This is a genomic window from Streptomyces sp. NBC_01450, from assembly GCF_036227505.1.
GTDB lineage: Bacteria > Actinomycetota > Actinomycetes > Streptomycetales > Streptomycetaceae > Streptomyces.
Genome location: NZ_CP109480.1, coordinates 10,171,210 through 10,188,196, shown reverse-complemented (window position 1 = coordinate 10,188,196; position 16,987 = coordinate 10,171,210). Strand labels below are relative to the sequence as shown.

Here is a 16,987-nt window from a genome sequence, read left to right as displayed (position 1 = left end):
ATTTTCGGAGGCGGGGTCATGTGGAGCGCCGGGCAGGCCTTGCACCTGCATTTCCCCGCAGGAAGCGGGGCGTCTTTCCTTGGACCACCAACGCACGTCGCACCGCCAGGAGTTCCGGCAGAACGCTTGAGATCATCATAGCGCAGCCGTGGCGGCCGACGCGCCGCGAGGCCCTGGCGACGCTGAACGGACGTTCGGCTGACGTACGGTGACGGCGAGTGGTCTGCGGTCGACGTCGTAGGGGTGGGGAATGACCGAATTCCAGGACGAGTCGGTGCGCGCGCTGCCCGCCGCTCTGCGGGAGCACTCGGCTCGGCTGGGAGGCAAGACCGCCTACGCGGACGGCCGTCGCGCCGTCACCTACCGGGAGTTGGAGGAGCGCACCGGTCGGCTGGCGGGACATCTCACCCGGCTCGGGGTGCGGCGCGGGGAGCGGGTCGCGATCCATCTGGGCAACCGGGTGGAACTCGTGGAGGCCTGCCTCGGGGTGCTGCGGGCCGGAGCGGTCGGCGTACTGCTGAACCCCGGTGCGTCGGACGAGGAACTGGGGCATTTCCTCGACGACAGCGGCGCCGTCCTGGTGATCACCGAGGAGACACTCGCCACCCAGGTCGCCCGACTGATGGCTGAGCGAACCGAGTTACGGACAGCCGTGGTCGGCCCGGGCGATCTGCCCGCCGGCGCGCTCGTCTTCGAGGACCTGGCCGGGACGGATCCCGGCGTGGCACCCCGGGACGACCTCGGTCTCGACGATCCGGCGTGGATTCTCTACACCTCGGGCACGACCGGGGACAGCAAGGGCGTGGTCTCCACACAGCGTGCCGCCCTGTGGTCGGTGGCGGCGGCCTATGTGCGGGCGCACGAACTGCGGGAGGAGGACCACCTGTTGTGGCCCCTGCCCATGTTCCACGCCTACGCCCACTCGCTGTGCCTGCTGGGGGTGATCTCGGTCGGTGCGAGCGCGCGCCTCCTCGCTCCGGGTGCGAACGTCGCCGAGGCACTGGCCGCCGAACCCTTCACCGTGCTGGGCGGGGTGCCCGCCACCTATCGCCTCCTGCTGGAGTCGCTGCGGGAGACGGCGGCCCCCGTCTCTTCGGCGCTGCGCCTGTGTGTCACCGCGGGCGCGCCCTGTCCCCCTGAGCTGAAGGCGGAGATCGGCCGCGTCCTGGCCGCTCCCCTGCTCGACGGTTACGGTTCCACGGAGACCTGGAAGATCGCGGTCCAACGGCTCGACGGCCCCCGTGACGATGCCTCCAGCGGTCCCCCTCTGCCAGGGCTCGTGGTGCGCCTGACCGATCCGTCCACCGGTACCGAGGTCGCCGACGGGGCCGAAGGGGAGATCTGGCTCCGTAGCCCCGGAGTGATGACCGGCTATCACAACCGTCCCGAAGCCACCGCCAAGATGTTCACCGACGGCTGGTACCGCACCGGGGACCTGGGCCGGCTCGGCACGAACGGCCATCTCCATGTCACCGGCCGGGTCAAGGAACTCATCATCCGGGGCGGGGAGAACATCAACCCGTCCGAGGTCGAGCAAGTGCTGCTGGCCCGTCCCGACATCACCGACGCCGCTGTCGTCGGCCGGCGGCACGACGTACTGGGCGAGGTACCGGTCGCCTTCGTCGTGCCAGGACCGGACGGGGTCGACACGGCGCGGGCGCTCGCCGACTGCCGGGAGCGGCTGTCCGATTTCAAGGTGCCGGACGAGATCTACCCGGCCGCTGCCATCCCCCGTACCCCGTCCGGCAAGATCGTCCGGTCCGCGCTCGCCGAGCAGTTGACGGAGCGGCTCGCCGCCGAACGCACGGCCGCGTCCACGGCGCTGCGCGAGCGGCTGGCGGCCGCGTCCGACGCCGTACTGGACCTGGTACTCGAGGAGACCGCCCGCGCGCTCGACGTCCCCGCGCAGTCCCTCGATCCCGAACTGCCCTTCATGGCGCAGGGACTCACCTCGCTCGGCGGTGTGCTGCTGCGCGACCGGCTGGGCACGGCGACCGGGCTCGAGCTGCCCGCGACGCTGGTGTTCGACCATCCGACACCGGCGGCCGCGGCGGACCTGGTGCGCGAAGCGCTGCACGGCGACATTCGGCCCAGGCCCGCGCGCACGTCCGGCGGCGGGCCCCGCGTCGAGCCCGGGGAGCCCATCGCCGTCGTGGCCATGGCGTGCCGCTACCCGGGGGGCGTTCAGTCCCCGGAGGATCTGTGGCGGCTCGTCGCGGACGGCACCGACGCGACCTCGGACTTCCCCACCGACCGTGGCTGGGACACGGCCACCTTGTACGATCCCGACCCCGACCGGCTGGGCACCTCCATCACCCGCAGGGGCGGCTTCCTGCGCCGGCCGGCCGACTTCGACGCGGCCTTCTTCAACATGTCGCCCCGCGAGGCGCTGGCCACCGATCCACAGCAACGGCTGCTGCTGGAGACCGGCTGGGAGCTGCTGGAACGCGCGGGGCTCGACGCGTCGGGGCTGCGCGGCAGCGACACCGGTGTCTTCGTCGGCGTGATGCACGCCGACTACGGGCGCCGCCTCCTGAGCCGCGGCGGACACGAGCTGGAGGCCCATCTCGCCCTCGGCTCGGCGGGCAGCGTCGCCTCCGGGCGGATCGCGTACACGCTGGGGCTGCGCGGGCCCGCCGTGACCGTGGACACCGCGTGTTCGTCCTCGCTGGTGGCGATGCATTCGGCCGTACGGTCCCTGCGCGACGGCGAGTGCTCACTGGCCGTCGCGGGCGGGGTCACGGTCATGGCCTCGCCCGGCCCGTTCGTCGCGTTCAGCAGGCTGCGCGGGCTGGCTCCCGACGGGCGCTGCAAACCCTTCTCCGCGGCGGCCGACGGCACCGCCTGGGGCGAGGGCGTGGGTCTGGTCCTGCTGGAGCGGCTGTCCGACGCACGGCGCAACGGGCATCCTGTGCTGGCCGTGCTGCGCGGCTCGGCCGTCAACTCCGACGGCGCGTCCAACGGGCTGACCGCCCCCAACGGGCCGGCGCAGCAACGGGTGATCCGTTCGGCGCTCGCCGACGCGGGGTTGTCCCCGGCGGATGTGGACGCGGTGGAGGCGCACGGCACGGGCACCGCGCTCGGCGATCCGATCGAGGCACGGGCACTGCTGGACACGTACGGGCAGGGCCGGCCCGACGGGCGCCCACTGTGGCTGGGCTCGTTGAAGTCCAACCTCGGGCACACCCAGGCCGCGGCCGGCGTGGGCGGTGTCATCAAGACCGTACTGGCGATGCGCCACGGACGGCTCCCTCGAACGTTGCACGCCGACGAGCCGTCGCCTCGGGTGGACTGGTCGTCGGGCGCCGTCCGACTGCTGTCCCAGGAGGAGGAGTGGCGGCCCGTGGCCGGGCGTCCGCGACGGGCCGCGGTGTCGGCGTTCGGCATCGGCGGGACCAACGCGCACGTGATCCTGGAAGAGGCCGAGGCGAGCACGGTCGTCGAGGCGCCGCCCCCTCGCGGCGCGGCGGCACCGCCGCTGCTGCTCTCCGCCGCGAGCCCGGCCGCGCTGCGGGCTCAGGCCGCACAAACCGCGGCCGCACTGCGGGAGCGTCCCGAACTCGCTCCGATCGACGTGGCGTTCACCCATGCCACCGCCCGGGTCGCGCTCCCCCACCGGGCCGCCGTCGCCGCCGACGACCGCGTGGGGACACTGAGCGCCCTGGACGCGCTGGCGGCGGCCACCGCGCCGCGCACGGCGTACTCCGCCGGCCGGTCGGCCCTGCTGTTCACCGGTCAGGGCGCCCAACGCCTCGGCATGGGACGGGAGTTGTCCGATGCCTTCCCGGTCTTCTCCGACACCTTCAACGCCTTGTGCGACCGCTTCGACGCGCACGTGGAACGCCCGTTGCGCTCGGTGCTCCGGCACGCCGACGAGAGCGCGCTGCTGGATCGTACGGACTTCGCCCAGGCGGCCCTGTTCGCGTTCGAGGTGTCCGTCTTCCGCCTGCTGGAGTCCTGGGGCGTACGGCCGGACTTCCTGGCCGGACATTCGATCGGGGAGCTGGCGGCGGCGCACGCCGCGGGCATCCTGTCCGAGCGGGACGCCGTCGAACTGGTGGCGGCCCGGGGGCAGTTGATGCGGGAACTGCCCGAGGGCGGCGCCATGGTGGCGCTCGACGCCACCGAGGCGGAGGTGATCCGTGAGCTGACCGACGGGACCTCGGTCGCGGCCGTGAACGGCCCCCGCGCGGTCGTGGTCTCCGGTGTGGAGGGACCCGTCCTCGCGCTCGCTCAGCGCTTCGCCGAGCGCGGACGCCGTACCGTCCGGTTGCGCGTCAGCCACGCCTTCCACTCCGCGCTGATGGAGCCGATGCTCGCCGAATTCGGCCGTGTCGCAGGCGGATTGACGTACGGTCCGCCCCGCATCCCGGTGCTTTCCGGGTTGACGGGACGTCCGGCCGCCGCGGACGAGCTGCGGTCGGCCGAGTACTGGGTACGGCACGCCCGCGAGGCCGTGCGGTTCGGGGACGCCGTGCGCTGGCTGGCGTACGACGGGCGGGTGACCGCGTTCGCCGAGATCGGGCCGGACGCGCACCTCACGGCCCAGGCGACGACGGGTCTGGCCGAGAGCGACGCGGACCTGCTGTTCGCGGCCGCCGCCCGGCGGGGTGCCCCCGAGCCGCGGACGCTGTTCGACATGCTCGGTCAACTCCACGTCCACGGTGTGCCGGTGGACTGGCCCCGGGTGTACGCGGACAGCGGTGCCCGCCGGGTCGACCTGCCGACCTATCCCTTCCAGCGGCAGCGCTACTGGCTGTCCGAGACCGCCACCGACCCGGCAGACGATTCCGGTCATCCGCTGCTCACGCAGACGGTCACCGTGCCGGGGACGGAACGTGTCCTGTGCGGTGGCCGGCTGTCCGGCACGGCCCAGCCGTGGCTGCGCGACCATGTCGTGGGCGGACACACCCTGGTGCCCGGGGCCGCGTTCGCCGACCTCGTGCTCCACGCGGGCGACGCGTGCGGTCTCGCCGTACTGGAGGATCTCGCCCTCCTGACGCCGCTGTTCCTGCCCGCCGCCGACGACGAGCGGATCCAGGTCCAGGTGGCCCTGGGAGAGCCGGACGGCGCCGGACGGCGCACGGCGGACGTGTACGCGCGACCGGAGGAGTCCGGTGCGCTCGGCGCCTGGACGCACCATGCGACCGGTCGCCTCGGACCGGCGGTTCCAGGTGCCCTGGAGCGCCCGGCCTCGCTCTCCGCGTGGCCGCCTCCGGATGCCACGCCCGTGGATCTCACCGGCGCCTACGAACGGCTGGCCGCCACCGGTCTCGCCTACGGGCCGGCGTTCCGGGGCGTCACGGCCCTGTGGCGGCGCGGCGAGGAGCTGTTCGCCGAGGTCGGCCCGGTGTCGCTCCCGGACGCCCGGCGTCACGCGCTCCACCCGGCGCTGCTGGATGCCGCCCTGCACGCGGGACTGCTTGCCGAGCCGCCCTCCGGACCGGCCCGGCTGCCGTTCGCCTGGCAGGGCCTGACACTGCGCGCGACCGGGGCCACGGCACTGCGCGTACGCATCAGGAACACCGGCCCGGACACGGTCGGCCTCGACCTCGCCACGCCCTCGGGCGCGCCCGTGGCCCGGCTTGAATCGATGACGACACAACCGGTGCCGCAGACGGGTGTCGCCCCGGTCGGAGAGCTGTACAGGCCGCGGTGGACCGGCGTTCCGGCTGTCGGCGAGGGACCCGCCGTCGCGGTGGGGGAACCCGACGACCTGGGGCTGGCCGCGTTCCTGCCGCGCAGGGACATGGCGTCCGGGTCCGCGGACGCTCCGGAGGTGGTCGTGGTGTCCTTGTCGGCCCGTGCCGACGAGGGGACCGACCCCGCCGTCGCGGCCCACGCGCTGACCGTACGGGCACTGGATCTGCTGCGTGCGCGGCTCGCCGGTTCCGGGCGGCTGGCCGTGGTCACGCGCGGCGCCGCCGATGTGACACCGGACCTGCCGGCCGCGACGGTCTGGGGGCTGCTGCGGACCGCGCAGGCCGAGTATCCCGGGCGCCTCACGCTCGTGGATGTGGACGGCCGGCCCGAGTCGCTACGGCTGCTTCCTGCCGCCCTCTCCGCGGGGGAACCCCAACTGGCCATCCGGGAAGGAATGTTGAGTGTCCCCCGGCTGGCGGCCACGACCGGGGCGGCGACGGACGGCTCCCTCGGTCGGGGCACCGTCCTGATCACCGGCGGCACCGGGTCCCTGGGTGCGCTGCTGGCCCGCCATCTGGTCGATCGGCACGGGGTACGGCGTCTCGTGCTCGCCAGTCGGCGGGGAGAGCGGGCGCCGGGGGCACAGGCGCTGCGCGCCGAGCTCGAGGGAGCGGGTGCGCGGGTGGACCTGGTGGCCTGCGACACCGCCGAGCGAAGTCGACTGGCCGCCCTCATCAAGGAGTTCGGGCCCGACCTCAGCGCCGTCGTGCACACGGCCGGGGTCCTGGACGACGGCGTGCTGGAGGCGATGACGCCCGAGCGGCTGACGACCGTACTGCGACCCAAGGCCGACGCGGCCTGGCATCTGCACGACCTCACGAAAGACCTGCCCCTGTCGCACTTCGTGCTGTTCTCCTCGGCCGCCGGGCTGCTCGGCAACCCCGGCCAGGCCAACTACGCGGCCGCGAACTCCTTCCTGGACGCCCTGGCCCGTCACCGCGCCGCTCTCGGCCTCCCCGCGCTGTCCCTGGCCTGGGGCCCTTGGGCCGACGACGACGGAATGGCGACGCGCGCGGGCCGGGTTCACGGCGGGGCGGTGCGTGCGGTCTCCCCGGAACAGGCGCTGGCACTGTTCGACGCCGCACTCGGGTGCGGGGAGCCGGTCCTCGCACCGCTGCCGCTGGACCGCTCGCCGGGAGCGTTGCCGGCCGGGACACCCGTTCCGCCGCCGTTGCGCGGGCTGCTGCGCCCCGACCGGCGGACGGCCTCGCCCAAGGGGGCGAACGGGGTACCGAGCGGGACGGCGGAGCCGGACGGCGTCGCCGGGGCCTGGCGGGACCGCCTCGCGGCACTGCCCCCGTCCGAGCGGACGCCCGCGCTGGTGGAACTGGTCCGGGCCGAGGTCGCCGCGGTACTCGGTCATACCCAAGCCGACGCCGTCGACAGGGACTTCCCGGACCTGGGCCTCGACTCGCTGATGAGCGTCCTGCTGCGCAACCGGCTGAGCCTGCTGACCGGGATCCCGCTGGCGGCCACGGTCGCGTACGACTGGCCGACCGCGGAGCGGCTCGCGGATCACGTGTACGCCGAGCTCAGCGGCGTCCTGCCCGACGTTGCCGCTGCCGCCGCGCCACCGGAGGGCGATCGGCGTCATGAACCCGCCCTCCGCCCCAACTCCCCTGCACAACCGGTGCAACCGGTGCAACCGGTGCAACCGGCGGGCACTGCCCAGCCCGAGTCAGCGCGGTCCGACGGTCCGGCTTCTCCGGGGGCCACCGTCCCGCCGGTCGAGCGCCGCCGCGGAACCGGCATGTCGCTGCCGACCCTCTATCGGCAGGTCTGCGAAACGGGCGACGTCGTCTCCGCCATGCACCTTCTGGTGAGCGCTTCCCTCGCCGCACCCACCTTCGGCCACGACGACGCCGCCCGGCACGCGATACCGCCGTGGCGACTGGCCTCCGGGGCGGGCGGTCCGGCTCTCGTCTGCGTTCCCGGCTTCGCCACCCACCTCGGCCGGCCCTGGTACGCGGGGCTCGCCCGCCGTTTCGACGGCGAGCGGGACGTCTTCGAGCTGCGGCACCCCGGCGTCGACACCGGAGCCGCCGTGGCGCGGGACCTCGGGACCCTGGCCGAACTGCACGCCACGACCGTCCGGCGGTATCTCGGCGATCACCCCTACGTCGTCGTGGGCCACTCCATGGGCGGTTCGGCCGCCCACGCGGTCACCGCCCGCCTGGCAGCCGACGGTACGCCCCCGGCCGGACTCGTGCTGGTGGACTCGTACCACGTCACCCCCGATCGGGAGGCCGAGCCCTGGCTGCTCGCGATGCCCGCCCGGATGCCACTGGCCGTCGGCGAGCGGTTCGACACCGCCGTGGACGATCTGACGCTGCTGTCGCTGGGCGCGTACACCCGCATGTTCCGCGGCTGGCGTCCTCGATCCACCCAGGTCCCCACGGTGTTGGTGCGCGCCACCGAGCCACTGCCGGACATGCCGGAGCGGTGGCGGTCGTCCTGGCCGCTCCCCCACGACACGGTGGACACCCCGGGCAGCCATCTCGGCGTGCTGGAGGAGAACGCCCCGACGACGGCCCGGGCCGTCCGCGACTGGATCGACGCACTCGCTCCGGGCCGAGGTAGGACCACATGAGCGCTGCGATGCGTTCTCCTGCCCGCGGAGGTATGCCCGAACGGACATGGGCCCTTGCCTCTGCTCCTCCTGAAGTCCGGCGGGCGAAACGCTAGCGTCCCCTGGTGAGCATCAGTACACCCGAGTCGCCGCCCGAGCCCGGGGCCGGGCGTACCCGGCGCAGACGTCGTCCCGGTCCGTTCACGCTGCTGGCTCTGCCGGGGCTGACCGCCGTGCTGGGGGTCGCCGGGTTCATGACGGCGACGGGCCGGTTGACCACGCTTCTGTCGCCGGACCCCAGTACGAACAACGCGGTGGTCGCGGACGGCGCGGTCGCCGAGCATGTCGAGGCGGCCTATGTCCCTTGGCTGCGCGCGGCGGCCAAGACGTGCACGGCCTTGAAACCGTCCGTCCTCGCGGCCCAGATCGAACAACGCTCCAGCTGGGACACCGACTTCGCGACGCTCTCGGGTGAGACGGGGATCGCCGGGTTCACCGACGCGCAGTGGCGGACCTGGGGCAAGGACGAGGACGGCAACAAACGGTCCTCGCCGCGCGACCCGGTGGACGCCATCATGGCGCTCGCCCGCGAGGACTGCGCTCTCGCCGAGAAGGTCACCCGTCTCAGAACCCATGGAACGGTCACCGGAGAGCTCCTCGATCTCACCCTCGCCGCCTACACGGTGGGCACGGACTCGGTGACCCGGGCGGGGCACGTCCCCACGAAGGCGCGGACGTACGTCACCGAGGTCAAGGCCCTGTTCCCCCGATACAAAACGTACGACCGGGTGGACACCGGGAGTTCCGGCAGCGGGACGACGAAGGCGGTGCTGGCACCGCCGCTCACCTCCCTCGTGGTCACCTCACCCTTCGGCACCCGCCAACACCCCCTCACAGGTGTGACCAAGCTGCACACGGGCGTGGACTTCGCCGCGCCGCAGGGGGCCCCGATATCCGCCGCACGGCAGGGGCAGGTCGTGTTCGCTGCCATGACCAAGGCCTACGGCAACCGCATCGTGATCGATCACGGCACCATCGGCGGAAGGCGGGTGGAGACGACGTACAACCACCTGTCGGTCCTTCAGGTCACTTCGGGCCAGAGCGTCGAAGCCGGAACCGTGATCGGTTTCGTCGGCTCGACCGGTCTGTCGACCGGTCCGCACCTCCACTTCGAGGTACTCGTCGACGGAACGTACACCGACCCGATGCCGTGGCTCGCCGCCGGCTCCTGACGGCCGACGGGAGCGGGGACGCACGACTGCCCCTCGACGGGGGTGAGTTCAGGTGGCGGTGGCTTCGCGCTCGTGCTTCGTCAGCGGCGGGCCTTCCAGGGGCGGCGTCTTCCGGCCCAGGTAGACGAGCGCCAGCATGTCGGGCATGAGCAGTCGGGCGGGCGGTTTTTCCATGCTCATCACGTCCAGGAGGATGCGCAGGGCGTGGGGGTTGCGTGAGCCGGCGTCGACGGCTTTGTCGACGAAGGCGGCGAGGGTCCTTTCGAGCCGGGTGGGAGGCTGGTCGCTGGCGTCCGGGTAGAACACGTCCTGGCCCACGGCCAGGCTCCAGGCGTTCTCGACCGGCCGTGCCGCGGCTCTTTGGACGCGCCGGGCGGTGCCGGGTGCGCCGAGGTCCTGTCGCCGCAGGACGCGGCGCAGGGCGATCACGCTCTGGGCGGCGGCGCTCAGCCCGTGGCCGTAGACGGGGTTGTAGCCGGCGACGGCGTCCCCGAGCACGGCGAAGCCATCGGGCCAGCGGGTGGCCTTCTCGTAGTACCTCCGCTTGTTGGCGGTACTACGAGTGGTGATGACGTCGGTCTCGGGTTCGGCGTTCGCCAGCAGTTCGCCGATGACGGGGTGCGGCAGGCTCAGGGCGAAGGGCATGAACTCGTCGTTGTCGCTGCTGGGCTGCCCGCCGCGGGATCCGCAGAGCGTCACGAGCCATCGGCCGCCCTCTATGGGGACGATGATGCCGCCGCGGCCGGGGATCCGACGGGGATCGGCCTGGACGTTGACGATGGGAAAGCCGTCCCCGGCGCTGCCGGGTGCGCGGTAGATCCTGCTGGCGTAGCCGATACCGGCGTCGACCGTGCGCTCGTGAACCGGAGGAAGTCCGAGTTCCCCCAGCCAGACGGGGGCGCGGCTGGCACGACCGCTCGCGTCGACCACCAGGTCGGCCGTGATGGACGTTTCGGACTGGTCCGCGCGTACACGGACGCCGGTCACCCGGTCCCCGTCGCCCACCAGGGCGAGCAGTTCGGTCTGCTGGAGGAGGGTGATGCGGTGGTCCCGCAGGACCCTGGTGCGGATCACAGCGTCGAGGAGGTCACGGCTGCACAGGAGGCTCGTGTGGCGGGCGTGGGTGAACCTGCGGAACCACTGCCCCGAGGGGGCCTTGGACACGAGGTCGGTCATGATGCGCGGTGTGTGGGCGCCCTGGTCGACGAGTTCGCCGACGATACCGGGCAGAAGGTCATCGAGGGCTTTCACGCCGCCGGACCACAGCACATGGGCATGCCGGGCCTGCGGCAGTCCCTTGCGAGGGTGAGGGCCGTCGGGCAGCACATCGCGTTCGATGATCCGCACGTCTGCGAAGTCGGCGAGCACGGCTGCGGCGAGCATGCCCGTCATACCCCCTCCGATGACCACCGCGGTGCGGCGGGAGGCAGTTCTGGCAGACGACGACATAGGGTGCACTCTTTTCTGTTGCAGGGAGTGAACGGACGGCAGACCTTGCTCAACCGTCCGCCGCGGCGCGTCAGGCGCGACAGGTTTCACGGGAAGATGCCGACCGGCCGGGGAATGGCCGATGAGCGTGCGCGCTGTCAGTCATGACTGGTGGCCACCCGGGCGGCGGCCTGTCGCCGTGCGTCGGCCACGATCGGAGACGAGGACAGCGCCCGCGACAGACGCACCATCAGTCGCGGTTCGGAAATGGACTGCAGGGTCCCCGCTCTGGCCGGTACCTTCGCGCCGCCCTGGTGGGAAACCCGTACACGGGCGGCAGCGAGCATGGCCGCCTCGGCCACCACCGTGGCCTGGTGCGGTGTGCGGACTTCGGAGGTGCCGTCGGCGGTGACCGACGCCACGGCCTCTGCGTACGCGGTCGTGCGCACCTGGTCATCGAGGTAGGGCGAGCAGGCCAGAACGCCGTCCCAGATGGCGATCTCCTGGCGTGCCAGGCGCACGACCGGCGGATCCCACCAGCGGATGATCCCCTCGGTCGGCGCGCGCAGCGTGTGCATTTCCGCCCACAGGGGCTTCAGCAGCCGGTAGCGCCGCCACGCACGCAGATTGTCGGCCATCGGCGGCCCGACCCGGGGGACGGCGAAGCCGCCGGCGGTGGTGATGCCGGCGAGCATGACGAGCGGAGGGGACACGTCGGTGGAGAGGAAGTCCCAGTCGACGCCGTTCCAACGTGCCGCCATGGCCGCGTACTTGGCGATCTGGTAGCCCGTGTCGAACGTGAGGCCGACGACGAGCAGGATCAGACCGGCGCGGGTCACACCGCGTACCTCTCGCAGCCAGCTCACGCTCATGACGGCGAGCGTGACGGTGGCGGCCGTGTGCGCGACCATGTACAGCACGATCATTTCGCGCATGCAGGGCGTGTTGGCGTAGTACGTGTCCAGGTCCTGGGTCCGTTCCACCGGTACCTCGGCCAGGGCGAACAGGACCCAGATGCCCGCGATGACCAGTCCGTAGACGACCCATACGAGCCGGGCGGCCCGCTGTTGCGTCTCGGGTGGCCCGCCCTTCCAGCGGATCATGAGGATGAGGTAGCTCGCGCTGAGCGCCGTCATGCCCGCATACACCAGCGGGGCACTGAAGTTCGCGACGCCGGTCGCGTCATTGACATACCGGATCGTGGGCGGCGCGGACAGCACGCACACGGCGGAGCCGACCAGCAGGATCGCGTTGCTCGGCGCGACCAAGGAATCGCGCCAGAGGCCGGTGCCCGACGACAGTTTCAGTCCCGCGGCGAGCAGGAGAAGAGCGCCGGGAATGTAGAAGACGATGCCGCTGTCCACTAGACCTGCCTGCCTTCCGGGGATGTACGTGGGATCGGTCGCCGCCCGGAGGGCGCAAGCGGCGCCGTGGCCCGCCGGGGCGCCTCCGGCGGAGGAACGGGCCGGCGCGGGGGCACGCCGTGAACGCTCATGACGGGGTTCTTTCGTCAGTCGGGGCCGCGGCGGCCACCACGGCCGCGCGGGCCGCCGCAACGATGGGAGACGTACGCAACGCATGCGCCACGCCCACCAAGGTGGCGCGCGCCATGAGACCTGCCGAGTGGTCGGGTACGGCGGGTTCGACGGGTCGGCCGTCGGGCCGGGCGCGAACGACGACGGCGATCACCCGACACAGCGCCGTGGTGGCCACCGTGGCGGTCATGTGACCGAGCAGGTACAGCGCGATCATCTGCCCGATCCAGGGCGTGGTCGTGTAGTAGGTGTCGAGATCCGTACGGCGCTCGACGGGGGCGTCCCCCGCCACGAAGAGGACGATGATCACGGTGACCAGCACCGTGCAGCCGATCTGCCGGCGCCGGGCGAGACGGCGCACGTGGTCGGCCGGTCCTCCGCGCCAGTGAAGGATCAGCAGCAGACAGGCGGCGCTGTAGGCACTGACGATGGCGTAGTCCAGCGGGGCGGCGAGATTCGGGATGCCGCTCGCTCTGTTCACGCCGGCGACGGTGGGCGGGGCCGCGAAGAGGAATCCAGCCCCTCCCAGGAGGATCACCCAGCAGACCGAGCGGATCAGTGGGTCACGCCAGGTCCGGATCAGATCCGGCAGTTTCACTCCGAGGCCGGCCCACAGGGCCGGCACGGGTATGTAGGAGCGCGAGGCGTTCACGGCTCAGACCTGGGACCGGCGGTGTCCCAGTGAGGCGCCGATCCGGCCGGCGATCCGGGACCGGTCCGTGTCGACACCGCCGGGTTCCCCTTCCAGCCAGATCCGCAGGTGCGTCACCGCCCGCAGGGCGAAGGTCTCGGCTTCCTGTTCCGATCGTTCGTGGAACTCGGTGCGCGCGGCCGCGGCCCTCACCGTCTGCTGCACATCGGCCCGGCCGCTCAGCACGCGTGCGGCGACGGAGACCCCCGCGGCGTGGTGGCCGCAATCGCCCTTGATCATGTGCCAGATCTCGTGGCAGAGGATGGCCAGTTGGTGGACAGGCGCTGCCCGCTTGTCCACGAGGACGATGTCGTGGTCCGGCATGTCGAGCCACAGTCCCGTGGCGGTGCGGTGCGGGAACTCCTCTTTGAGGAGGACGACCTCACGGCCCCTGATGTCGGAGACGACCGCGATGAGCGCGTCGAACAGCGCGTCGGGAGCGGCGGGTACGGGGAGGCTCACTCCGTCGGCCAACCGGCCGATCAGGTTCCGCATCTCCTTGGCTCTGCCTGTGCGCACCGCTCTCCCCCGCCAACTTCAGCATGGGGCACCGTCGCACGGCGCCCGCCGATCCCACCCTGTCTGCACCCACCCGGCCGAAGGTACGCCCAACTCGGCCTGCAAATATGCCAAACCTGGTGCCTTGTCGGCCACGCCAGGCTCTGCGGTGTGCAGCAAGCTGCGGGGGATCAAATGGCGATCAAGCGGGATACACACCCATGTGGACCTGGCGCGTCCGATGCGCTCTGGACCCGGTCCGGCCCGGTCGCAGGACACCGGCCGGTGGCTGCGGCCGACGGAGGGCGCGGCCTGAACCTCCCGCCTCGGGCGGCATCCTGCCTGCGTACGACCGGGTGTCCTCATGATCGGCGCGTTTCGGTGTGCGGACTGTCCGGTCCTGAACTCTGCGCCCTCTGAGCGTTTCTGCGCTGCAGGATGGTGTCGATCCAGTCAGTCACCAACTGAAGCTCGTCTTCGGCCAATTGCGGTGCGCGCGCGGCCAGCTCCCGCAGCCCGTGGGTGCTGCGCAGCCGAGCCATCGGATCGGCCGCCTGCCGCTCCAGGCCGTGCAGGATGGGCTGGAGCGCGTTGTCGAGCGAGGCCCGCGGTTCGGCGGAGAGCCAGCCGTTGGGCTGTCCGAAGAAGAACGTCTCGATGCCGGCCTGCGTGGATGCCAACGGGCCGCCGGAGCGGGCCGGGCGCCGCTCCGCCGTCCGCTGCGAGGCACTCTCCTGGGAGGGCGTCTCCAGGGAGGGCGTCTTACGGCGGCTGTTGACGAGGTTCGACAGGGATGCCCGAGAGGCCCCGTAGGAGGCGGCGATCTCGTCGTAGGAGTGCCGGGTCCCGTCGGGGCGCAGGCGTGTCTCGCGCAGGTGGACGATGCGGCGGATGATCCGGTCGGTGACGTCCTCGGCGGGGGGCTCCTCGCCGTCCAGGAGCATCCTGACGACGTCTTGAGGAACGCCGCTTTCGTTCGAGAGGTGTGCCACGTCCAGCACGTCGTCGCGGCTGCGCCCGTCGCCGACGAGGGAGCCGATACGACGGAGGGTCTCGGCGAGCGCCGGGCGCGTTTCTCTCACCGGCAGGTCTCCTGGTGTCGGACGGGGGGCGCGAACTGCTCGTCGGCTTCCGAGACCTTAGCGGTTGCCGAGCCCGGCCGACCAGAGCGGCAGATACTCCAATAGCCGTACGCGACTAGATCAGTTGACATGGCTGGCCCGGGATTGCAGGATCACGACACGACGTGCGGACCGGCCGTCGCGCCACGGGTATGGGGGAGCTCGTGTGCGCTCCGGCGCCGGTCTCACGGAGTGTTCCGGGCTGCGGCGGTACACCATCACGGGGTGTGCGGCCGCGGCCCGGGCGGATTCCCGCCGACGCCGGCCGCATCGCGTGCAACTCGCATCGACGGGCATTGCCAGGCATCGACAGGCATTGCCCGGGCAGCAAGCGCTCTCTAGACTCCCGTGCAATGGACGCGGAAACCGCCCCCGACGACGCCTACTTCGACTACTGCCCCTGGGATTTCGCGGATCGCGCCTCCGCCGGGCAGCGGGCCGCGCAGGACGCGCACCAGCGGCGGCTGGCGGAATCAGGCGCGCGCCTCGGGCCGCGCTGTTACGTCTCTCCGGCCGCCGGGATCTTCACCGACGCACTGCGCCTCGGCGCGCGCTCCTACATCGCCGGGCATGCCTACGTCACCGGCGAGGTGACCGCGGGCGACGACTGCACGGTCAACCCGTATGCCACCGTCCGGGGCCGGATCACGCTCGGCGACGGGGTCCGGGTCGGCGCGCACAGTTCGCTGCTCGGCTTCAACCACGGCTTCGCCCCCGACCTGCCGGTGCACCGGCAGCCGCTCACCAGCAAGGGCATCACCGTCGGCGACGACGTGTGGATCGGCTCGCACGTCGTCATCCTGGACGGGGTGACGATCGGCGACCACTGCGTGGTGGGCGCGGGTGCGGTCGTCACCAAGGATCTGGCGCCGTGGACGGTCGCGGCGGGCAACCCGGCCCGCCCGTTGCGCGATCGCCGCGCCCAGGCCGGACCACGGCGGGACCGAGTGGTCCCGGGCGATCTGCCGGGCGGGCTCTCGGGCAGTGTGCAAGGTGGCCTCGCTGGGGTCGTGTCAGGCGGCCTCCCGGGTGACCTGCCAGACGGCTTGGGGGACGCCGTCGCCCGGTTCGCCGACCGGGCCCGGGCGCAGGCCGCCGATCTCATCGCCCGTTGCTGGAACCCCGACACCGGTCGCTATGTCGACCGGCCGGGCGCTCCCGTGACCGTCCGAGCGCACTGTGACGCCGTCGAGATCGCCGACCTGCTGCTGGGCTCGCCTCCGGAGCAGTTGGCCGCCGAGGAACACGCCGAGCGCCTACGGTCCCTGCAGGATCCCGGCAGTGGGCTGGTGCCCAAGTGCACACCGGACGGCGGTCCGGGGGTACTGCCCGAGCCGGCCGCCGACGGCTGGATCGATGACGGCACCGCCGAGTACCACGTGCTGGCCGTCGGCTACGCCCTGGACCTGCTGGGCTCCCACCTCGCGCAACCGGTGCACGTGGTACGGCGCATGACGGCCGATCAGCTGCTCGCACGGCTGGACTCGCTGCCGTGGCGGACGCGCACCTGGTCCGCCGGCGCGTGGGTGGACTGCTGGGCGACCGGCGCCCATCGCAATCTGGAGCTCGGCGTCGGGGGCGGGGAACCGGGCACGCTGGAGGCGCTGTTCGGCTGGCTCACCACACGGGTGGACCCGTGGACGGGGATGTGGGGCGCGGCCGAGTCGCCCGTCGCGGGCCGGTTGCAGCTGGTCAACGGCTACTACCGGCTCACCCGGGGCTCCTACGCCCAGTTCGGGCTCGATGTGCCGTACGCGGAGCGGGTCGTGGACACCGTACTGGCCCATGGCCGCGATCAGCGCTGGTTCGCGACCGGCCGGGAGAACGCCTGCAACGTGCTGGACGTGGCGCATCCCCTGTGGCTCGCGGGGCGGCGCAGCGGGCATCGGGAGGCCGAGGTGCGGGCCTGGGCCGGGGAGCGGTTGACGCGGGCGCTGGGGCGGTGGCGGGACGGCGCAGGGTTCGGTTTTGGTCCGGCGGGCGAGGGCGGTGCGGGTCCGGGACGGGAGCCGGGGCTCCAGGGCACCGAGATGTGGCTCGCGATCGTATGGCTGCTGGCGGATCTGGTGGGGGTGGCGGACCGGCTCGGATACCGGCCGCGCGGCGTCCATCGCCCGGAGCCCGCCCGGTCGCCGGGGTTCGCGACGCCCGGGTAGGTCGCGCGACGCGCCCCGCCCTCCCGGTGGGCGTGCCCGTACGGTCGGGCCGCG

Annotated in this window: 8 protein-coding genes; 3 read left to right on the top strand and 5 right to left on the bottom strand. The window is 72.3% G+C overall.

Annotation, left to right across the window (positions count from 1 at the left end):
• Window positions 1-250 precede the first annotated feature (250 nt).
• Both OG568_RS45420 and OG568_RS45415 read left to right on the top strand, forming a co-directional pair.
• The gene (locus OG568_RS45420) at window positions 251-8,293 is read left to right on the top strand and encodes a type I polyketide synthase (RefSeq protein WP_329535819.1); all 8,043 of its coding nucleotides are present in this window, start codon (window positions 251-253) and stop codon (window positions 8,291-8,293) included.
• Window positions 8,294-8,403: 110 nt separating this feature from the next.
• Entirely contained in the window at window positions 8,404-9,504 is a 1,101-nt protein-coding gene (locus OG568_RS45415) for a M23 family metallopeptidase (RefSeq protein WP_443077909.1), read from the top strand.
• Window positions 9,505-9,552: 48 nt separating this feature from the next.
• Here the strand turns inward: OG568_RS45415 and OG568_RS45410 are convergent, their stop codons facing one another.
• From OG568_RS45410 to OG568_RS45390, 5 genes are all read right to left on the bottom strand, one after another.
• A complete protein-coding gene (locus OG568_RS45410) occupies window positions 9,553-10,953 on the bottom strand; it encodes an FAD-dependent oxidoreductase (RefSeq protein WP_329535817.1) in 1,401 nt (466 codons plus the stop codon).
• 137 nt (window positions 10,954-11,090) lie between these two features.
• Window positions 11,091-12,296, bottom strand: coding sequence for an MAB_1171c family putative transporter (locus tag OG568_RS45405; protein ID WP_329535816.1), 1,206 nt, complete (start codon window positions 12,294-12,296; stop codon window positions 11,091-11,093).
• Between the two features lie 127 nt (window positions 12,297-12,423).
• On the bottom strand, window positions 12,424-13,119 hold the full coding sequence (locus OG568_RS45400) for a hypothetical protein (protein WP_329535815.1): 696 nt from the start codon (window positions 13,117-13,119) through the stop codon (window positions 12,424-12,426).
• Between the two features lie 3 nt (window positions 13,120-13,122).
• A complete protein-coding gene (locus tag OG568_RS45395) occupies window positions 13,123-13,677 on the bottom strand; it encodes a toxin-antitoxin system, toxin component (protein ID WP_329535814.1) in 555 nt (184 codons plus the stop codon).
• A 341-nt stretch (window positions 13,678-14,018) separates the two neighbouring features.
• Window positions 14,019-14,738, bottom strand: a complete 720-nt coding sequence (locus tag OG568_RS45390; protein WP_329535813.1) for a hypothetical protein — start codon at window positions 14,736-14,738, stop codon at window positions 14,019-14,021.
• Window positions 14,739-15,130: 392 nt separating this feature from the next.
• On the opposite strand from OG568_RS45390, the gene OG568_RS45385 reads away from it, so the two are divergent.
• Window positions 15,131-16,933: an acyltransferase gene (locus OG568_RS45385; protein WP_329535812.1), complete on the top strand. Its 1,803-nt coding sequence runs from the start codon at window positions 15,131-15,133 to the stop codon at window positions 16,931-16,933.
• Window positions 16,934-16,987 lie beyond the last annotated feature (54 nt).

Excerpts from the sequence above, each read along its gene's own strand:
- OG568_RS45410 (WP_329535817.1), bottom strand. The coding sequence starts at position 10,953 with ATGTCGTCGTCTGCCAGAACTGCCTCCCGCCGCACCGCGGTGGTCATC.
- OG568_RS45385 (WP_329535812.1), top strand. The coding sequence starts at position 15,131 with ATGGACGCGGAAACCGCCCCCGACGACGCCTACTTCGACTACTGCCCC.
- OG568_RS45420 (WP_329535819.1), top strand. The coding sequence starts at position 251 with ATGACCGAATTCCAGGACGAGTCGGTGCGCGCGCTGCCCGCCGCTCTG.